The 19,736-nt window shown below is 34.1% G+C and carries 18 protein-coding genes and 1 tRNA gene; 11 read left to right on the forward strand and 8 right to left on the reverse strand.

All coding sequences use genetic code 11. The annotated features are described in order from the left end of the window. Positions 1 to 152 precede the first annotated feature (152 nt). From Anndu_RS07590 to Anndu_RS07605, 4 genes are all read left to right on the forward strand, one after another. Positions 153 to 617 (forward strand): hypothetical protein, encoded by a 465-nt coding sequence (locus Anndu_RS07590; RefSeq protein WP_464103786.1) that lies wholly within the window; start codon positions 153 to 155, stop codon positions 615 to 617. Positions 618 to 909: 292 nt separating this feature from the next. Next, entirely contained in the window at positions 910 to 1,275 is a 366-nt protein-coding gene (gene ndhC, locus Anndu_RS07595; protein ID WP_464103787.1) for a photosynthetic/respiratory NAD(P)H-quinone oxidoreductase subunit C, read from the forward strand. Beyond that, entirely contained in the window at positions 1,266 to 2,000 is a 735-nt protein-coding gene (gene ndhK, locus Anndu_RS07600) for a photosynthetic/respiratory NAD(P)H-quinone oxidoreductase subunit K (RefSeq protein ID WP_464103788.1), read from the forward strand. Before ndhC ends, ndhK begins: the two co-directional genes overlap by 10 nt. Further along, positions 1,993 to 2,517 carry an NAD(P)H-quinone oxidoreductase subunit J gene (locus Anndu_RS07605; RefSeq protein ID WP_464103789.1) on the forward strand — a complete coding sequence of 175 codons (525 nt, stop codon included), beginning with the start codon at positions 1,993 to 1,995 and terminating at the stop codon, positions 2,515 to 2,517. The genes ndhK and Anndu_RS07605 overlap by 8 nt, the downstream gene beginning before the upstream one ends. 355 nt (positions 2,518 to 2,872) lie before the next feature. Here the strand turns inward: Anndu_RS07605 and Anndu_RS07610 are convergent, their stop codons facing one another. Then, the gene (locus Anndu_RS07610; protein ID WP_464103790.1) at positions 2,873 to 4,348 is read right to left on the reverse strand and encodes a UDP-N-acetylmuramoyl-L-alanyl-D-glutamate--2,6-diaminopimelate ligase; all 1,476 of its coding nucleotides are present in this window, start codon (positions 4,346 to 4,348) and stop codon (positions 2,873 to 2,875) included. Between the two features lie 186 nt (positions 4,349 to 4,534). Between Anndu_RS07610 and Anndu_RS07615 the strand changes: the two genes are divergently transcribed. After that, positions 4,535 to 4,738: a hypothetical protein gene (locus Anndu_RS07615; protein ID WP_464103791.1), complete on the forward strand. Its 204-nt coding sequence runs from the start codon at positions 4,535 to 4,537 to the stop codon at positions 4,736 to 4,738. Between the two features lie 87 nt (positions 4,739 to 4,825). Beyond that, complete coding sequence (locus Anndu_RS07620; RefSeq protein ID WP_464103792.1) at positions 4,826 to 6,076, forward strand: AI-2E family transporter; 1,251 nt, start codon at positions 4,826 to 4,828, stop codon at positions 6,074 to 6,076. A gap of 53 nt (positions 6,077 to 6,129) precedes the next feature. Here Anndu_RS07620 and Anndu_RS07625 read toward each other — a convergent pair whose 3' ends face one another. Then, positions 6,130 to 7,044: a ribonuclease D gene (locus tag Anndu_RS07625; protein WP_464103793.1), complete on the reverse strand. Its 915-nt coding sequence runs from the start codon at positions 7,042 to 7,044 to the stop codon at positions 6,130 to 6,132. A 174-nt stretch (positions 7,045 to 7,218) separates the two neighbouring features. On the opposite strand from Anndu_RS07625, the gene Anndu_RS07630 reads away from it, so the two are divergent. After that, positions 7,219 to 8,967, forward strand: a complete 1,749-nt coding sequence (locus Anndu_RS07630) for a ShlB/FhaC/HecB family hemolysin secretion/activation protein (RefSeq protein ID WP_464103794.1) — start codon at positions 7,219 to 7,221, stop codon at positions 8,965 to 8,967. 97 nt (positions 8,968 to 9,064) lie between these two features. After that, positions 9,065 to 9,745: an N-acetylmannosamine-6-phosphate 2-epimerase gene (locus tag Anndu_RS07635; RefSeq protein WP_464103795.1), complete on the forward strand. Its 681-nt coding sequence runs from the start codon at positions 9,065 to 9,067 to the stop codon at positions 9,743 to 9,745. A gap of 147 nt (positions 9,746 to 9,892) precedes the next feature. Here Anndu_RS07635 and Anndu_RS07640 read toward each other — a convergent pair whose 3' ends face one another. From Anndu_RS07640 to argZ, 6 genes are all read right to left on the reverse strand, one after another. Further along, entirely contained in the window at positions 9,893 to 10,456 is a 564-nt protein-coding gene (locus Anndu_RS07640; RefSeq protein ID WP_464103796.1) for a hypothetical protein, read from the reverse strand. A 40-nt stretch (positions 10,457 to 10,496) separates the two neighbouring features. Then, positions 10,497 to 11,012, reverse strand: a complete 516-nt coding sequence (locus Anndu_RS07645; RefSeq protein WP_464103797.1) for a hypothetical protein — start codon at positions 11,010 to 11,012, stop codon at positions 10,497 to 10,499. A gap of 234 nt (positions 11,013 to 11,246) precedes the next feature. After that, positions 11,247 to 11,320, reverse strand: a tRNA-Pro gene (locus Anndu_RS07650). Between the two features lie 198 nt (positions 11,321 to 11,518). Continuing rightward, positions 11,519 to 11,674 carry a hypothetical protein gene (locus Anndu_RS07655; protein ID WP_464103798.1) on the reverse strand — a complete coding sequence of 52 codons (156 nt, stop codon included), beginning with the start codon at positions 11,672 to 11,674 and terminating at the stop codon, positions 11,519 to 11,521. 242 nt (positions 11,675 to 11,916) lie between these two features. Next, positions 11,917 to 13,263, reverse strand: coding sequence for a nicotinate phosphoribosyltransferase (locus Anndu_RS07660; RefSeq protein ID WP_464103799.1), 1,347 nt, complete (start codon positions 13,261 to 13,263; stop codon positions 11,917 to 11,919). A 250-nt stretch (positions 13,264 to 13,513) separates the two neighbouring features. Beyond that, positions 13,514 to 15,613 (reverse strand): bifunctional arginine dihydrolase/ornithine cyclodeaminase, encoded by a 2,100-nt coding sequence (gene argZ / locus Anndu_RS07665; RefSeq protein ID WP_464103800.1) that lies wholly within the window; start codon positions 15,611 to 15,613, stop codon positions 13,514 to 13,516. Positions 15,614 to 16,147: 534 nt separating this feature from the next. Here argZ and Anndu_RS07670 point away from each other — a divergent pair. The 3 genes from Anndu_RS07670 to Anndu_RS07680 all read left to right on the forward strand — a co-directional run bounded on the left by Anndu_RS07670 (position 16,148) and on the right by Anndu_RS07680 (position 19,626). After that, positions 16,148 to 17,413, forward strand: coding sequence for a hypothetical protein (locus Anndu_RS07670; protein WP_464103801.1), 1,266 nt, complete (start codon positions 16,148 to 16,150; stop codon positions 17,411 to 17,413). Between the two features lie 145 nt (positions 17,414 to 17,558). Beyond that, positions 17,559 to 18,623: a 3-deoxy-7-phosphoheptulonate synthase AroG gene (gene aroG / locus Anndu_RS07675; protein ID WP_464103802.1), complete on the forward strand. Its 1,065-nt coding sequence runs from the start codon at positions 17,559 to 17,561 to the stop codon at positions 18,621 to 18,623. 112 nt (positions 18,624 to 18,735) lie between these two features. Next, positions 18,736 to 19,626 (forward strand): ATP adenylyltransferase family protein, encoded by an 891-nt coding sequence (locus Anndu_RS07680; protein ID WP_464103803.1) that lies wholly within the window; start codon positions 18,736 to 18,738, stop codon positions 19,624 to 19,626. Positions 19,627 to 19,736: the final 110 nt, after the last annotated feature.

The following is a 19,736-nucleotide window of genomic DNA, read 5'->3' on the forward strand; positions in this document are numbered from 1 at the left end:
AATATTGATAAGTAATCAATAACTAATGACAAATGACAAATGACTAATTTAAAATTTTTTTGAAAAAATCACATTTTCTGCATATTTTTCTGTTAAATTAATTTATATGGTAATAGCTCAAATATTATTATTGATTAAACAATTGCGAAATTATGTTACACTTGGCACAAGTGAAAAAAGATGTTAATTCGGGTCAATTAAATTTACAATTATTGGCCCAAGCAATAAATGATCATTTATGGGAAATCAATAATTTTGATCTTCTGGAATTAGGGGATTTTCATAGTGATGAAAATTTAACAGAAGATTTATTATTGTTAGTAGAATTGGAAGAACAGAAAATTATTAATATTAAATTAGCTAATCAATGGGTGTTAGAATTAGTTAAAAAATATTTAACTTGTCCTATTTTAAATGAAGAATTTATCCAAAAAGAACAAACTAAAATAGAAAAATGGAGGCAAGAAATGGCCTTACAAAGTCAAGATTTAACCAGAAGAAATTTAGAATTAGAAACTAGAAAAGAACAATTACAAGAATTAGAAGAACAATTGAAACAACAGGGCAAACAATTAGAACAATTAAAACTTCAATTACAATTAAATCATGGAAATTAAAATTAAGTTAAGATTGAGATTTTTTTCTTTCTAAAAAATTGTCAATTATCTTTTCTAAATTCATAAAAAAACTCTATAGATCACTTTAAAATTTCAAAACTTAGGTTAAATGGGTATTTTTTCGGTATGATTAAATAAACAAAGTAAAATCTGAGTAAGCTTTTAAGATATACTATAAGTTTATTTAATTTACTTGTACTATTTTAATTCTGGATTGACTCAAAGTTATGTCAAATAAAAGACTTGACTTTAATCAATCATATAGATCATATCCATCAACAACTATTAAGTTATGCAGTTTTCCCTTACTGGATACGAATATTTTTTGGGCTTTCTACTTGCCTGTAGTTCTGTCCCTGTCTTAGCTTTAACTGCTTCTAAGCTTTTACGTCCTAGTGGGGGCGGCCCTGAAAGACAAACAACATACGAGTCAGGGATGGAGCCATTCGGCGGAGCTTGGATCCAGTTTAATATCCGTTATTATATGTTTGCCCTTGTCTTTGTAGTTTTTGATGTGGAAACTGTGTTTCTTTATCCTTGGGCAGTAGCTTTTAACCGTTTGGGCTTACTGGCTTTTGTGGAAGCCTTAATTTTTATCGCAATTTTAGTAATTGCTTTAGTTTATGCTTGGCGAAAAGGAGCGCTTGAATGGTCATGACATCTACTTTTGAACAACAACAAACTCAGAAAATTCTCAATCCGATCGCAGGGGCTAAAGTAACTCAAGAGTTATCGGAAAATGTTATTTTAACTACTGTTGATGATTTATATAACTGGGCTAGATTATCTAGTTTATGGCCTTTACTCTATGGAACGGCTTGTTGTTTCATTGAGTTTGCGGCTTTGATCGGTTCTCGTTTTGATTTCGATCGCTTTGGTCTTGTCCCTAGATCCAGCCCCCGTCAAGCTGATTTAATTATCGTTGCGGGAACTGTGACCATGAAAATGGCTCCTGCTTTAGTACGTTTGTACGAAGAAATGCCAGAGCCTAAATATGTAATTGCGATGGGTGCTTGTACCATTACCGGAGGGATGTTTAGTGCGGACTCTCCCAGTGCCGTTAGAGGTGTGGATAAATTAATCCCCGTTGATTTATATATTCCGGGCTGTCCTCCCCGTCCTGAAGCGATTTTCGATGCGATCGTTAAGTTACGCAAAAAAGTAGCCAATGAGTCAATTCAGGATCGTTCCTCAAAAACCTTACAAACTCACCGTTATTACAGCACTACCCATAATCTGAAAACAGTTGAGCCTATTTTAACGGGTAAATATATTCAGGATCAAGCTCGTTATAATCCTCCCAAGGAGTTAACCGAGGCGATCGGAATGCCCATTCCCCCAGCTTTAAAAGTATCACAAAAGGAGGAAGTCAAACGTGGCTGAAGAAAGTAATTTAACACCCACTGAAAACTCACAAATTATTGAAGCAGGTAAAACCTCTCAATGGTTGACCAAAAATGGTTTTGAACATGAAGTTTTGCCAAGGGATCATTCAGGAATTGAATTAATTAAGGTCGATCGGGAATTTTTAATTCCTTTAGCTACCGCCCTTTATGCCTATGGTTTTAACTATCTCCAATGTCAAGGGGCTTATGATCTTGGAGCAGGGAAAGAGTTAGTCAGTTTTTATCATTTAGTTAAAGTGAATGATAATGTCACTCAACCTGAAGAAGTTAGGATTAAAGTCTTTTTACCAAGAGATAATCCTACATTACCCTCTGTTTATTGGATTTGGAAAGCGGCTGATTGGCAAGAAAGGGAATGTTATGATATGTATGGCATTATTTACGAAGGCCATCCCAATTTAAAACGCATTTTAATGCCGGAAGATTGGATCGGTTATCCTTTGCGTAAAGATTATATTTCCCCTGATTTTTACGAGTTACAAGACGCTTATTAATTATTAATTAAAAATTAATTAAATAAAATTTACATAACATCCCTGACTGATTAGTCGGGGATTTTCTTTATTATTGATCACCCTAAATCCCCCTAAAAAATCAGGGCGTTTTCAAAGTCGGGGGAAAAATGCAATTCTGAGTTCAATTTATTGAACGATCACTCTTCGCAATGAAATTGATTTCATTGCGAGTGAATTAATCCCCGTGATCTCTTAAAGTATTGATACCGCCTTGAAATGAATTTCAAGGCTAATATCAATCGTTCAATAAATTGAACTAATTTTTGTTATAAATTATCTTTTTTATCAGTTACTATCACTATTCCCCTACTTTGACAAAAAGTCTAATTTTTGATCAAGAAAGTAGGGCTTTTCTGGCTTCTTCTCGATCGTCAAAATGGATTTTTTCTGTGCCTAAAATTTGATAATCTTCATGGCCTTTTCCGGCGATCAAGACTCCATCCCCCGCTTTTGCGGTTTTAATGGCGGTTTTGATGGCTTCGGCTCGATCGGCGATCACTAAATATTCAATCTCCTTGGAGATACCCTCGATCACATCATTTAAAATCTGTTGGGGATCCTCTGTGCGTGGGTTGTCTGAGGTAACAATGGCTAAGTCTGAAAGTTCGGCCGCTATTTTACCCATTAAGGGGCGTTTAGTGCGATCTCGATCGCCGCCACAACCAAACACACAGATCATTTTACCGGAAATGAAGGGGCGAGAGGCTTTGAGCAAATTTTCTAAACTGTCTGGGGTGTGGGCATAGTCAACAATTACCGTAATATTCTGAGCCTCTGAACCCTCCACTCGTTCCATCCGTCCGGGAACACCCACAAAGTGAGGTAAGTGAGCTATTAACTGATTTAAGTCTAAACCAAAATGATAACCAGTGGCTAAGGCCGCCAAAAGATTAGATAAATTAAATTGTCCCACTAAAGGCGAGACAAAATTAAATTGCCCTTCAGGAGTGTGTAAAATGCCTTTAACTCCCGTGGCCTCATAACTTAAATCTGAGGTATAAAAATCCGCACAACAGTTATTAACACTATAACTCCAAGCTGTGGGAGTTGTTTCTAAAAGGCGTTGACCGTAAGGATCATCTAAGTTAATAATAGCGCGTCCTTTCAGATATTGAGGAGAAAATAACAGAGCTTTTGCTTGAAAATAATCCTCCATCGTGGGATGATAGTCTAAATGATCCTGAGTTAAATTAGTAAATATTGATACTTCAAAACCACATCCTAAAACCCTTCCCTGATCTAGTGCATGGGAACTAACTTCCATCACACAATATTCATTTCCAGCTTTCAAGGCTTCTCCTAACTGGCTTTGCAACTCCACCGCAAAAGGGGTGGTATGGGTAGCGGTTTTTTCGTAGCCTTGCCAACGGGTATATAAAGTACCGAGTAAAGCAGTGGAAATACTGAGTTTTTGCAGAAAAAACTCGATTAAATGGGTGGTTGTCGTCTTGCCGTTTGTGCCTGTGACACCGATCATTTTTAATTTTTGAGTGGGATATTGATAAAACCCATTGGCCACTTGCGCACAGGCGGTGATCATGTTTTGCGCTTGGATCACACATTCGGAAGTAGGGGGAAATTTTTGTTGAGCGTTGACACTAACTAAAGCGGCGATCGCGCCGTCTTTGATGGCACTAGGCCAAAACTCGCCCCCATCTACCCTAGTGCCGGGCATCCCGATAAAAAGATCTCCCGTTTGGGTAGCATGGGAATTAGTGGAAAGTCCTTTAACTTCTAATTCTAAATTAGGATGGTTAGGATTTAAGATTGAAATACCGGAAATTTGACTCAATAATTCTTTTAATTTCATTGTTGACCACTCCTCACTTTATAATCACAATTACAATTTTAATTTTAGTTTAGCTTAACAAATTTTAACAAAATGTAACAATTGAACTTATTTTTTTAGCTTATCAAAAAGATAAGATAAATTAGGATTAATCTAAAAAAGTTAATCACTGAAACTATTTTTAGTAAAAAAATTATTTAAAAATTAATGATGAAAGACCAATTTATTTTTATTTTCAAAGTATTAATTTTATCATTACTTGGTTCAATTTTGATCAAATATGGCGCTCCCTTTTTACCAATTAATGAAACAAGCCCCCTTGAATTATATTCATTAATCTCAATTCTTTTACCTCCTTTAATTTTAGGAATTATTTTATGGTTAAAACAAACAAAAAAAATTTATGATTAGATTTTTTTTTGATCAAGTAGAGATTTATCATGGTAATTCTCTATAGTAAATAAAAATTTTATTGTATTAGATGGAGTAACAAAAAAAGTGAATATTGGAAAATGGATCGGCTTAATTAGTTTAATCATTGCCCTTTATATTTTATGGCAAATCAGACAATTAGTATTATTATTATTTACGGCGGTTATTTTAGCCAACGCCCTCAATATTTTAGTAATCAAAATTGAAAAATGGAGTGGTTTATTATTTAAAAAATTTAACTTAAAAATTAAATTAAAAAGGGGAATAGCCGTTATTTTAGCCCTCTTAATTACCCTAGCCATATTTATTATATTTTTCTGGTTAATTATACCACCATTTGTGGAACAATCCCAAGAATTAACCGTTAAAGTTAATGCAGGAATTGAAAAACTTAATTTTTTATTAAATAATTGGATCATCAGTTTAGAAAAAGAATTATCAATAGATCTTCGTGATTATTTACCAGATATTAACGATTTAGTAAAACAATTACCCCCTTTTATGAATGATGTTTTAGGGAAAGGCTTAACCTTTTTCTCTAACTCTTTACTGGTATTATTAAACATTTTACTGGTGACAATTTTAACAATTATGTTATTAGTTAATCCCGATCCCTATCGCCGAGGTTTTATAAGACTTTTTCCCTCTTTTTATCGCCGCAGAGTTGATGAAATTTTAGTCTTATGTGATCAAGCTTTAGAAGGTTGGTTATCAGGGATTATTTTTAATATGATCTTCATTGGTATTTTTAGTTTTATTGGTTTATTAATTATCGGAATACCCTTAGCTTTAGCACAAGGTTTAGTAGCTGGAATTTTAAATTTAATCCCCAATATTGGGCCGGCTTTAAGTGTGATTCCCCCCATGATTATTGCCTTATTAGATCAACCTTGGAAAGCCCCTGCTGTCTTAATTCTTTACATTATTATTCAACAAGTTGAAAGTAATATTTTAACCCCCGTAGTTATGGCAGAAAAACTTGATTTATTACCCGTTGTTACTTTATTAGCTCAAATTTTCTTTGCCACTTTCTTTGGTTTTTTTGGCTTAATTTTAGCCCTACCTTTAACCGTAATCGGACAAATTTTATTTAAAGAAATTTTAGTAAAAGATGTGTTAGATCAATGGCAAGAACCCACTGCCAAACCAGCACGATCTCCCATTTATTTTACTCCAATTACCGTTAATACCTCTAATACTCAAATAGAATCTATTGAAGATCAAATTTCTTTTTCTGACTTAATAAAAGAAGATCAATCTCAAGAAAATGACCTTAAAGTTTCCGATCCTCCAACAACAGAAACTAACAATATATAATTACCCTAAAAAAAGGGAGCAGGGGCTAACAAATTTTAAACCTTTGCTACCCTTTAAAAAGGTAAATCATCTTCATCAGTATCCGTAATTTTTAACATTAAAAAATTGCTAATTTCTTCCTCAATCAATAAATTTTCTAAATATTTTCCCAACTGTTTTTGGATGGGTTGAGTTAAATTAATCGAAAAATCTAAATTAAGTTTTGATTCTTCAATTAATTTAGCTAATTCCTGAAAAGATGTTTTTTTATTTGTGCGACTTTGATTAGATAATTTAAACCCTTGAAATTCCTTAATTTCTTGACTATTCATCGCTTTTTTTAACCTTTCTTTTAAATGATTAATTTCACTATCTAACTGTTTCCAACGGTGTTCTAATTGACGATAACGCAAAGTTAAATCATTAATATTTTCTTTTTCCGGATCGGGATTAGTAATCGAGGATAATTGTAATAATTGCCCATGAATTTGGGCTAAATAAATTACATCCATTTTAGCATAATTTAACTGTTTTTCTGTTAAAGGCCGCACTTTCCAATCACTAGATTGTTCACTTTTATCAATATTTTTAAAATCAGATAATTTTTCCGTTAATGTTTTTAGAGTAAAATCAGGTATTGGTAATAAATAATAAGGAATAGATTTAGCAATTTCTAAAGTACAAGTAACATTTTTAACTTTAGTTTTTCCTAAAAATTTGGTATCATATTTAGCATTATGAAAAACCTTTTCAATCTTAGAATTGATCATAATTTTATTAATAAATTCAGGTATCAAATTTGGATAATTTAACATATCTAAAATCGTAACTTGATCGCCCTGTGCGGGATCATCTAAAATTGAAATTAAAGAAAGTTGAGGATTTTTTGTTTGAAAGTCTGCTATCTCCGTATCTAACCATAAAATTTGTTTTTGTTGATAATAGTTGATTGCTGTTTCAATATCTTCTGGTTTGATTAAATATTTCATATTATTTTAGTTAAAGTAAGAAAAATTAATTATGTTATATTTTAAACAAAATTAGAAAAATATGATCAAATTTTAAATTTATTTATATACTTATAACAATTAAACTGATTTATAACTATTAACCATGATTCCCCGATCAAACTTATTTCTTTCCTTAACAAGTAAATCTTAATTATGTTTCCACAAAAAAAATACTGGTTTTACCTATTTTTAATTAAAATTATTCTATTTCCAACAGTTATTTATGCCCAAAATATTCCAAATCCATCGGATGCCGATCTCATTCAACCTCATCGAGAAAATTTACCTAATCTTGAAACTCAACCTAGTTTACCACCCATAGATCAACTTTTTCCCACCCCTGAAAATAATCCCTCAACACGGCCTTCCCTTAATGACATTCCGGGGGAAATTAAAGTTGAAAATTTTAATTTTGAGGGTAACACCGCTTTTTCTGATGAAGAATTAAAAGAACTTGTCAAAAATTATCTTAATTCCCCCTTATCTTTTGCCCAATTAATTGAAGTTCAAGAAATAATTACTAATTATTATATTAATCATAATTATATTTCTTCGGGGGCTTATATTCCTCCCCAATCTTTAAAAACGATTTCTACAGATGATCAAGGAATAAAAACAGTTAAAGAAATAAAAATAGAAATTATTGAAGGCTTAATTTCTGAAATTAATATTGAAGGATTATGGCGTTTAGATCCAAATTATATCACAAGTCGTTTAGAATTTGCCTCACAACCGCCTTTAAATCAAGAAAATTTATTAAAAAGTTTACAAATGTTGCAGATCGATCCCTTAATTGACAGCATTTCGGCCGAGTTGGCCGCAGGGGTGCGGCCGGGGGAAAGTATTTTAGATGTGAAAATTAAAGAGGCTGATGCTTCCTCTTTGCGCTTAAATTTAGATAATCAACGATCCCCCTCTGTGGGCAGTGTGCGCCGTCAAATTGAATTTAATCATCATAATTTTCTAGGATGGGGCGATCGCATCAGTGTGGCTTACGTCAATACCGAGGGGAGTAATTCTCTGGAGCATCTGAGTTATACTATTCCTATTAATGCTCAGAATGGAACTTTTGCTTTTTATCATAATCGCTCTGATAGTGATATTATTGAAACTCCTTTTAATATCTTAGATATTCAGTCAAAATCAGTTAATTATGAGTATACTTTACGTCAACCCCTATTTCAAACTCCCACAGCCGATGTGGCGATGGGTTTAACCGCTTCATGGCAGGAGTCGAAAACCTCTTTATTAGATATTCCTTTTCCTCTCTCAAGGGGGGCAAATGATCAGGGAGAAACTCGGATTTTTGCCCTCAGATTTTTTCAAGAATATACCCAACGAAATCAAACTGAGGTTTTCGCCCTGCGCTCACAATTTAATTTTGGTTTTGGAGCGGCCTTTGATTCTATTATCAACGATACTGAGCCTGATAGTGAGTTTATGTCTTGGCGAGGCCAAGCCCAATATTTAACCTTATTAAATCCCGAAACGATCTTATTGTTCAGAACTGATTTACAATTAGCCCAAGACGCTTTAGTGCCATTAGAACAGTTTAGTGCAGGTGGAGCTTTAAGTGTGAGGGGCTATCGTCAAGACGTATTATTGGCGGATAACGGCTTATTTGCCTCGGCTGAAATACGCACCCCCATTTTTAAAATCCCCCAATGGGATACACAGGTGCAGTTAACGCCTTTTTTTGATTTTGGCACGGTGTGGAACAGCGATCAAACGCCCCTCCAAACTCAAACTATTTCCTCCGTTGGGTTAGGGTTAAGGTTTTCCGTAGGAAACCTCCTCAATGCCCGTCTTGACTGGGGTATCCCCCTTGTAAATGTGCCTGATCGTGGCGATAGTTTACAGGAGAATGGACTTTATTTTTCTCTTGAATATTTACCATTTTAATCAGTAATAACTCTTTATAATAAGCATTTTTCACATTCAGGAAAAGTCTTATATCTAAATTAATAACCTCTAAGTAACCAAAAATAATTAATAATTTATGTCTAAATTACTAAAACTAATTCAAAATCAATTAATTGTTTCTTGTCAAGCACCTAAAGACTCTCCCCTCTTTGATCCGGCCATCATCACAGCGATCGCAGGGGCTTGTGTCAAACGTGGTGTTAAAATCTTAAGACTTGACACCCCTGCTCACATTAAAGCAGTTAAGGCTCAATATCCCCATATTATTATAATAGGTTTATGGAAACAAATGGATTTAGATTCAGAGGTTTATATCACTCCACGCTTTGAAGACGCAGAGGCGATCGCCGAGGCAGGAGCAGAAATTATCGCTATTGACACAACCCAACGCCCACGCCCCAACGGTGAAAAAGTAGAAATAATTATTAAAAAAATACAGCAAGAATTAGGTAAAATTGTGATGGCAGATATAGATACAGAGGAAAATGCTATTTTTGCGCAAAAAATAGGAGTTGATTTTGTGGGAACAACCCTTTATGGTTATACTAATCAAACTAAACACTTATCACCTCCGGGTTATGACCTCTTAATTAATTTAAAAAATAAATTAAATATTCCCTTAATATGTGAGGGAGGAATAGATAACCCAGAGATGGCCAAAAAAGCCTTAAAACTAGGGGCTGATGCGGTGGTAGTGGGTACGGCCATTACCGGAATTGATCTTAAAGTTCAAGCCTTTTTAAAAAGTTTTGAATAATAATATTAGAGCGAAACTCCTTAAAAGCCAAAACCTTGATAAAGAAATACTTTTAACTATTCTCTAAATCTTGATATAACAGAAAACACCTCTAGTAAAATATCTTACCAGAGGTTTAGAACAGAAAAATGAATATAACTGATTAATTTATGCCATAGCAAATCCATCATTATTATCAAGTAAATCATTGATTAACTTATATCCTTCACTTAAAGAGATTTGACCATTTGAAATAGCTTTTAAAAAGTCAACAACTTCTTCCTCACTAATTAAACTAGCATCTAAGGCTTTATACAATACACCATAAAAATGACCTAAATCTTTTTGTTTTACATTAGAAGCTCTTTCTTTTACCTCAATATCTTTAATATTTTTTCTTATATCCTCTTTTAGATGAGCTTTTGTAGCTTCCATTTTAGAGCCATGTTTTACTAATTGAGTTAAACCCCAAGCCGCCGCACCTCCAGCAACAGCCGCAGTAGCAACCCAACCGACAGGAGTAGCTTCTACTAAAACAATACCTGTTATTGCAGTGATTACAGGTATAGCAGAAGTTACACCCATTGCGGCTACAGCATAACCTACTGCACTAGCACCTAAAACTGTAATTCCCATTTCACCTAGTATTCTTGCTGTATCATTAGGATTCTTTTCTAATTTTTTTAATTGTTTGAGCAATTCTTTTTTGCTAGGTGTTTTATCTTGAGACATAATTCATACTCTCCAAAATTAACTAATGTGAATTTAAAATTTATTTAGATGTAATTTCTTGAAAAACAAGGCTAAAAACTTCTATCATTAATTGAAAAAACTCTTTAGCTATTTCTACTATTTCCTCTGTAATACCGATAATATTCAAATCATATAGCTCTTTACCTTGTCTTCTTTTATCTAGTCTATGTCCCGCTATTGCACCAAGAGTAATACCTAACGCAGTAGCTAAAGGAGCTAAAATTTGACCAATAAAAGGAATAGCATTAACTAATAAACCAATTACAACACCTAAAGCAACACCTACAGATAAATAAGGATGTTCTTTAATAAACTCTATTATCTTGATTAAGATGATTTTACCCACAGAGATAACTTTATTGCCTACTTTCTCTGTATAGTCTGCTAATTGATGTAATCTGATAGCAATATCATCTGGTAATCCACTACTCGCAATCCATACATACAAATCACTACTACTCATAGAGTCAGCTTCTACTTGCCATAAAGCCATTTTGAAGTTTGCTTGTGGTAGTGATAAACTGTTTGTACTCATAATCTATTTTCCTAAACTTTAAATTATATAAATATATATTCATTATACCTTACATAATTTAACATTATGAATTAATTAACTGTGTTTTTCATCACAATATAACAGTGATATTAGTCACAAAGTGCATTCAGGAAAACTCATAAACAATTTATCTGACTTTACATTGCCCTTTAAACCGCTTTAAATAATCTTTAGGCAAGACAAAAAGCCTGAAAACCTTGATCTAAAACAAAATCGGGATGACAGGATTTGAACCTGCGACATCCTGCTCCCAAAGCAGGCGCGCTACCAAGCTGCGCTACATCCCGTAACAAAAAACAAAACACTTTATTTATTATATCCTAATTTACCCCTTTTCGTCAAATATTTTCAAAATATTTTAAACATCATTACCCATTTTAACCCATTACCCATCAGCTATTACCCATCAGCATTGACTTTTTACCGATGACAGATCACTATCGATCTTTTTTCTTTTGAACATTCGCTTCAATAGTCATTTTGGCTTAAATAGGTGCATTAACAGAAATACTGCTTAAATTGTGATCACAAAGCCCTCTTTGGTTTGGGGGTGATTGAATTAAAGATTGATTAAGATCAAAAGGTCTAGTTTGTAATAATTGAATCGGTGCTTTTTTTTGAATTTGTAATCGAGTTTTCATAGTCCGACCTCAGCAATTCATTAGATTATGTCATTTCTATTTTGACATAATTCTTGATAGTTAATTAAAAAATATTAAATTTATTAAAATTCGAGGTTTAACCCCTATCTTAACCTGAGCCAATTTACTTAATTTTTCAATCCACTCTAAGACTTTTTTATATTTAATCCTCAAATAAATCTCATTATGTTGTTTTATTTACTTCTTCCTTAAAATTTAACTCCCGTCAAAAATTAATAATCTTAACAGGCCATTAACTTAAGACGTAAAGATTCTAATTCCTCAGAAATGATCACATTTAATAACTCCGGCTGAGTAATTTTTCTAGTTTCTAAAGGCAATTTTTCCACAGAGTTTAAAGTTCTTTCTTGAATTAAACTTAAGTCTTCTTCCACTAATAATCTTTCTCCATTTTCCATAAATTTTATTAATAAAGGTGCTTCATTTTCTAACGGTTTTTCCGCCCATAAACCAAGGCGATCGCTGATAACTTTACCCCCAATTTCTTGACGAAAAATTTGCTTTTTACCCGGAAAAGTTTTTTTATTATTTGATAATTTCATTGTGGGAATATCATTAATTTCCACTAATTTATAAACCCCATTAACGGGAGTTCCCGTTACCAAGCGAGTTCCAAGCCCATAACCATCAATTTGCGCCCCCTGTTTTTTCAATCTTTCTATTTCCCATTCGTCCAAGTCGCCACTGGCAAAAATAGTGATATTTCCCAACTGCGATCGCACCTGTTTTGATAAAGTTACCAGATCACCTGAGTCTAAACGCACCCCCGTAATAGACATTTCGCCCTTTTTCACCCTTTGTGATAATCTTTGGGTAGCGGCCAAAGTGTCATAGGTATCTATTAAAAGGGGGGCTTGGGGAAAATATCGTTGAAAAGCAAAAAAAGCATCGTCTTCTGAGCCTTCTAAAGCTCTGATTGCCATAACTAAAGCATGAGCCATCGTGCCGGAGGGTTTTAAGCCCAACTTAAAAGCAGTTAACACATTAGAAGTAGCATTAAAACCCCCAGAGATCGCCGCTCTACCTGCCCACAACGCCCCTTGAGGACTAAAAGCTCTCCTTGTGCCAAATTCCAGTAAAATTGCCTCTTTTCCGGCAATATCCCGCATTCTGGCCGCCCTTGTAGCGATTAAAGTTTGATAATTAATAGTAGTTAAAAGGTAGGTTTCAATTAATTGACATTGCCATAAAGGAGCGGAAACTCTTAAAAAAGGCTCATGGGGGAAAATGGCCGTTCCTTCCGGCACTGCCCACAGATCGCCACAAAACTTACAATTAGCCAATAATTCCCAAAATTGGGGATTGACATGATTAAAAATACCTGTTTTCTTTAAATACTCAATTTGCTCAGAATTAAAAGATAAATTTTCTAAATATTCTAAAACTTGAGTTAACCCCATAGCGATCAAATAACCGTAGTTTGGGGGGAGCGATCGCACAAACATTTCAAAACTAGCCTGAGCATTTTCGATCTTTTCACCCTGATAACAAGCCGACATGGTGAGTTGATAAAGATCGGTTAACAAACTATAATCTTCAGTCGCAATATTTAAGTTAGAAACTTTCATAATTAACAGATTTTTTAGTGATAGGAAAAAATCAACAAATTAAATTAATAGATCATCAATAACTAATTATATTATACTTTACTTTCTTCAAATAAATTGTAACCACACCTTCCAACAAAGTCAAAAAAATATGTAAAGTCAAATCGGGATCATTGGGTTTTTTTTTATTTTTTGAGAAGCTTAAAAAGCTTATCGCAAAAAGCTTACAACTATTAAAAACCCCCTAGTAATTAGGGGGCAAGGTCAAAAATTAAACAGCTACAGAAATGCTACTATTTAAGCGTTTTAACTGTTCAATTAATAAACTGAGGAATAAACCCACATCGGTGACAACTCCCACCGACTCAACGGATCCTCGATCGCTCAATTTTGTGACAACGGCGGGGTTAATATCCACACAAACCATTTTCACACCGGCCGGAGTCATATTACCCACCCCAATGGAATGTAACATCGAGGATAACATTAAAATCATGTCCGTACCCTCTAAAATACGCGCATATTCCTGTTGTGCCTTAATTAAGTCCATTTGGGTATCGGGTAAAGGCCCATCATCACGGATAGATCCCGCTAGACAGAAAGGAATATTTTGTTTAACACATTCATACATCACCCCTTTAGTTAAATATCCTGCCTCAACTGCATTTTTTATACTGCCGAAACGCCGAATATTGTTAATAATTTTCAAGTGATGACGATGGCCACCCCTTACAGGGATACCTTTTTTCATGTCCACCCCTAAAGATGTTCCCATGATATTTTGTTCCATATCATGAACAGCGATCGCATTGCCACCGAGAAGCCCTTGAACATAGCCGGAACGTATTAAATTAGCTAAATGTTGACCTCCCCCCGTATGAATAACCACAGGCCCGGCCGTTACAATAACTTTACCTTTTTGTTCCTTAATTTGACGTAATTCCCAAGCGATCTGCTCAACTACTAACTCCACACGGCGTTCACTGGACACACCTGCACCCATAAAGCTAAATTCTTGAGTGCCTCGTTTTTCGTGAGACTCGGCTTTGCGCACGGTGCGGATCCCTTCCACATCTACCACTACTTCATCCCCAACTTGTAAATCCCTTAATAGTTTACAATGGGCAGTCATACTTAAGGGATCAACCACGATCGCGCCGTCCATGCGTTGTTTTTCCACTTTCACCCATTGATCATTAACTCGCACTTCCGTAGGGTAAATAGTGGTTACATAGAAGTCATCTGGGGCAACTCCAGCCATGATCACCGTTTCGGTTTTAGCGTTGAAAACTTCCTCAGTTTTACTTAATGCACCCAGTTCGATCAACTGAGTCATTATATCTTCCATGATCTCATGGCTAGGGGCAGAAACCCTTACATCTGCTTGGGAAACGCTTTGACGCTCAACCCCTAAATTAAAATTGAGAACTTTGAAACTACCGCCGATCTCCACAATTAAGTCAAGGGCTTGGTTCATAATACCTGCATCGAGTAAATGCCCTTCAAGGTGAATAATGCGACTTTCCACAGGAATATTAGCACAAACCGCACTAATCGGCTCATTAACCCGTAAAGTTAAACATTTGGCCGCACCACCTGCCTTCAAAAATTCCGTTAGGGAAGTTTGAACCACCGTAAAACCTGCCCGTTCTAAGCTTTGTTTAAGCTCTAAACTGGTATTATTCATCACCACCACGTTATTAATATTAACGGTGTTACAAGCGAAATTAACCGCATCTGGCTCACTGATCACAATGCGTTTTTCCGGTGGTACACGCATTTCAATAATTTGATTAGAATAACTATCAAAGGCGGGAGGATAATACATTAAATAACCTCCGCTTAAGGGACAAAAACAGGTATCTAAATGATAAAAACGCTCATCTATTAATCTTAAAGATACTACTTCCGTATTTAACCATTCTGCGAGGTAGGAATGGGAGTCTAACTCCGATCGAAAACCATAACCTGCCCAGAGCCAACATCCTTCTCTGTCAAAGAGTGCATCTCCTGCACCTTCAAAGGGTAGATCTTTGGGTAACTCATAGACAGTAAAACCATTTTTTTCAAACCATGCTTTAAAATGGGGTTCTTCCCCTTGGCGCTCAGGGTGATAGAAACGACTAACAACGGCTTTATCACCTAAAACTAGCCCCGCATTAGCGGTGAAAACCATATCAGGCCAACCTTTAGCCGGATCTACTAACTCCACAATAGCGTGTTCTTTGATGGCCTGATGAAGATTTTGCCATTGTTCAACGGCGCGATCGCGCGAAGATTTATGAATATTGCCTTCCATCCAAGGGTTGATCACATAGTCCACATCATAGTGATCGGGGGGACACATTAAAATACGAATAGAATCAGTCATAGTTAAGTTATATTATTGTTTAATGTTTATAGATAAATGACTTTAAGGGAAGATCGGGGTTATAAACCGTTAATTTAATTACAAAAAAGTAAAAATTTCCCCTAATTACTTAGATTGTTGAGATTTTTAGCTATTGTTTTAAGTTAAAATATTAACAATTAAGTAATATCTTTAACCAATATTGATTACATTAAATTTGATTTTTTGGTAATTAAATTAATCCCTAAGTGCAATTTTTGATCATATCAAGATTACACTTTGTTTAATATATTTATTCCCTGACATAATGATTAATTCGTGACAAAATTGGTAATTAGTCATTTGGCTCAATACTTAAACTATGTTTTTAATCTTAATTGATCGGTTGCATCTTAATTTAGCACTGCTATCTTTAAACAATAATCAATCATTGACAAATGACTAATCATCAATAACCAAGAACAAAAAACTAATTTATTTTAAAATTAAGTAATAACGTACTATAATATAAAAAATATTCTATCTTGATTCCATTGAAAAAGGAAATTGAAAACTATGTTTAATGAGTTTCGGCGTTGTTATCCCCAAGGATCGTTAATCAGTGAATTAGTAGAAATTCACGGGGAAAGCTATATTGTTAGGATGTTGGCACAAGTTGAGGGTATCACTTTGCTATCGGCTTTTGGCAGTGGAAAAACAATTGAAATAGCAGAAGATCAGGCGAGGGATAGATTATTAAATTTTTTAAATTTAAAATCAATTATTCCAGTAGAAAAGGAGCAAATGTCAAAAATTATTAATTTATCTTCCGATGAAATAATGATTGAGACTATAGAAAATCAAGAAAAAGATATTTCTACAATAACTAAAGTTACTAAATCTAAAAAATCTAAAAAAGTTAAAGATGAGGTTACACCAGATAATAAACCCGTAGAAACGATTGAATTAGTTTTAGAAAATGAAGTTATTACACAGGAAAATAACCCCATCGAAACGATTGAATTAGGGTTAAAAAATGAAGTTATTACAGAAGAAACTAAACCTGTAGAAACTTCTAAATTAGGGTTAGAAATACCTGAAAATAAATTAGATTTTGAGCAAATTTTAACTTTAACAGAAAAGGAAATGAAGCGCATCGGCTGGACGGCCGATCAAGGTCAAAAATATTTAATTGAAACATACGGTAAACGCTCTCGTCAACTGCTTAAAGATGATGAATTATTAGAATTTTTACGTTATTTAGAAAGTTTACCTAGCCCTGCTAATTTTAATAATTCTGTTGTTAATTCTCCAATAAATACCACAGAAAAAAGTGAAGAAATTAAGACAGATCAATTAGAATTTGGTCAAATTTTAACTTTAACAGAACAGGAAATGAAACGCATCGGCTGGACGGCCGATCAAGGTCAAAAATATTTAATTGAAACATACGGTAAACGCTCTCGTCAATTACTTAAAGATGATGAATTATTAGAATTTTTACGTTATTTAGAAAATTTACCTAGCCCTTCTCATAATGAGGCTAATTCTCAGGAAAATAATGTTAATTTAATGGAAAATATAACTGAAAATAAACCTCAAGTTGAACAAGGAGAAATGTTGAACTTACAGTTAGAATTTTCTCAAAATACCACTACTCAACCTGTAGATTTTTCTGATATTAATGCTAAAATAAAAGTAGAAATAAAACGTCTGGGTTGGGCTAAAGAACAACAACGAGAGTATCTTCTCTCCCAATATGATAAAACTTCTCTCCAACTTCTTTCAGACTCTCAATTGATGGAATTTCTCCAATATTTGGAACAATTACCTAATCCTTAAAAATATTTTAGATTTATCTGCTGATTTAAGTTATACTTTCAAAAGTGAGATTTTTTCCGATTGTTTTTGTTTTTTTATTCAAAAGTCTATTATCTAATGTATGTCATTGCAAAATTTAATTAAATCCCATAACTGTGTAACTGATATGAAATACCAAACTGAGGATATTCGTATTGTTGAAACTAAAGAAGTTTTACCCCCCCAACAATTGTATCAAGAATATCCGATTACGGATGAAGCTTCAAAAACGGTTTTTGATACTCGCAATAGTATTCATAATCTTTTGATCGGGGAGGATGATCGGTTGTTTGTGATCATTGGGCCCTGTTCGATCCATGATCCCATGGCCGCTAAAGAATATGCTCAGAAATTAAAGCAAATTAGAGATGAATTAGAAGAAGATTTATTGATTGTAATGCGAGTTTATTTTGAAAAACCTCGTACTACTGTCGGTTGGAAAGGGTTAATTAATGACCCTAATTTAGATGATAGTTTTGAAATTAATAAGGGTTTACGCATTGCAAGGGAGTTATTATTATACCTAAATAATGTAGGGATTCCGGCGGGTACTGAGTTTTTAGATTTAATTACTCCTCAATATTTTTCAGATTTAATTAGTTGGGGTGCGATCGGGGCTAGAACTACGGAAAGTCAAGGACACAGGGAGTTAGCCTCTGGTTTATCTTGTCCCATCGGCTTTAAAAATGGCACAAGTGGTAATATTCAAATCGCCGTAGATGCGATCGGTGCGGCAAATTATCCTCATCATTTTTTAGGAGTCACCCATAAGGGACAATCGGCTATTTTAAAAACTACGGGTAACAAAGACTGTCACCTGATTTTAAGAGGGGGAAAACATCCGAATTATGACAGTGCGAGTATTGATGATGCGGCCAAACTACTCAAAAAAGCGAGTTTACCGCAAAAAATTATGATAGATACCAGTCACTCTAATAGTCGTAAAATTTATGACAGACAGGTTGACGTAGCCCAAGATATTGCTCATCAAATAGCCAAGGGTGATCATCGTATTTTTGGGGTGATGATCGAAAGTCATCTTGTGGAAGGCCGACAAGACGTGATCCCCGGAAAGCCTTTAGTGTATGGGCAAAGTATCACCGATGCTTGTATCAGTTGGGAAAAAAGTGCTTTAATTTTACAAGAATTGGCGCAGGCCGTCAGAAAACGCCGACAGCACAGTAACCAGTAAACAGTGACCAGTAACCAGTGATCAGTAACAAGTAGAACAGGCATCTTGCCTGTTACTGAGGATCTATCACAGGCAGGATGCCTGTTCCACCAGTAACAAATAACAAATAATAATGATTATTGAAGAAAAACTATTAACCGAACCTAATTATTTATTAACTAAAATTAAACAAGTAACTCAAAGTGCTTTAATTAATAAAGCATTACAACCTATTGAAACAAATTATGAACAAGTTGAAAGTAATAATATTCCTTTTTTAGTCAGAATTATTAATAATTTAGCCCGAAAAGATCAAGAAACTACAGTTAAAAATCAAAATTTTAATCCCTTTTTACCGTACGAAAAAAATTTATTTGTGAGTGATGTTTTAGAAACTCATCTTTGCGTTTTAAATAAATTTAATGTAGTTGATGATCATTTATTAATTATTACTAGGGATTTTGAAGATCAAGAAAGCTTACTTAATCAACAGGATTTTCTAGCTTTAAGTGCTTGTTTTCATCAAATTAACGGTTTAGCTTTTTATAATTGTGGTAAAACGGCTGGGGCTTCCGTCAAACATAAACATTTACAAATTGTGCCTTTTCCTTTAAGTCCTTTTTCCCAAACTATTCCTTTAGAAACTGTTTTAAATAGTGATAATTTAGCTCAACAAAAATCAATTTTTCAACTAGATCAATTTCCCTTTAAACATTGTTTTGCGAAAATAAATCAATCGGATTTTTCTAAGTTAGAAATGGCTGATTATCTCTATCAAATTTATTTAGAATTATTAAGTAAATTAGCCATTAAATTTAATAAAAATAAACCCGATCGAGCCTATAATTTATTAATAACTCGTCATTGGATGTTAATAGTTCCCCGTCAAGAGGAAAGTTATCACGGAATTTCGATTAATTCTTTAGGTTTTGCAGGTTTATTATTAGTAAGAAATCATGAACAATTGGCTTTATTAAAAAAGGAAAGTCCAATTAATATTTTAAGAAAATTAACTTTAAATTAACCTGATTTCCTGCCCCCCGTTTCGGGGCAGGGTGTTTTCAAAGTCATACCATTTACATTTAGTAGCTACATTGTTAAATCCCTGAAATCTTTGTAAATAACCTATTCTAT

It is taken from the genome of Annamia dubia NIES-4383 (assembly GCF_055394725.1).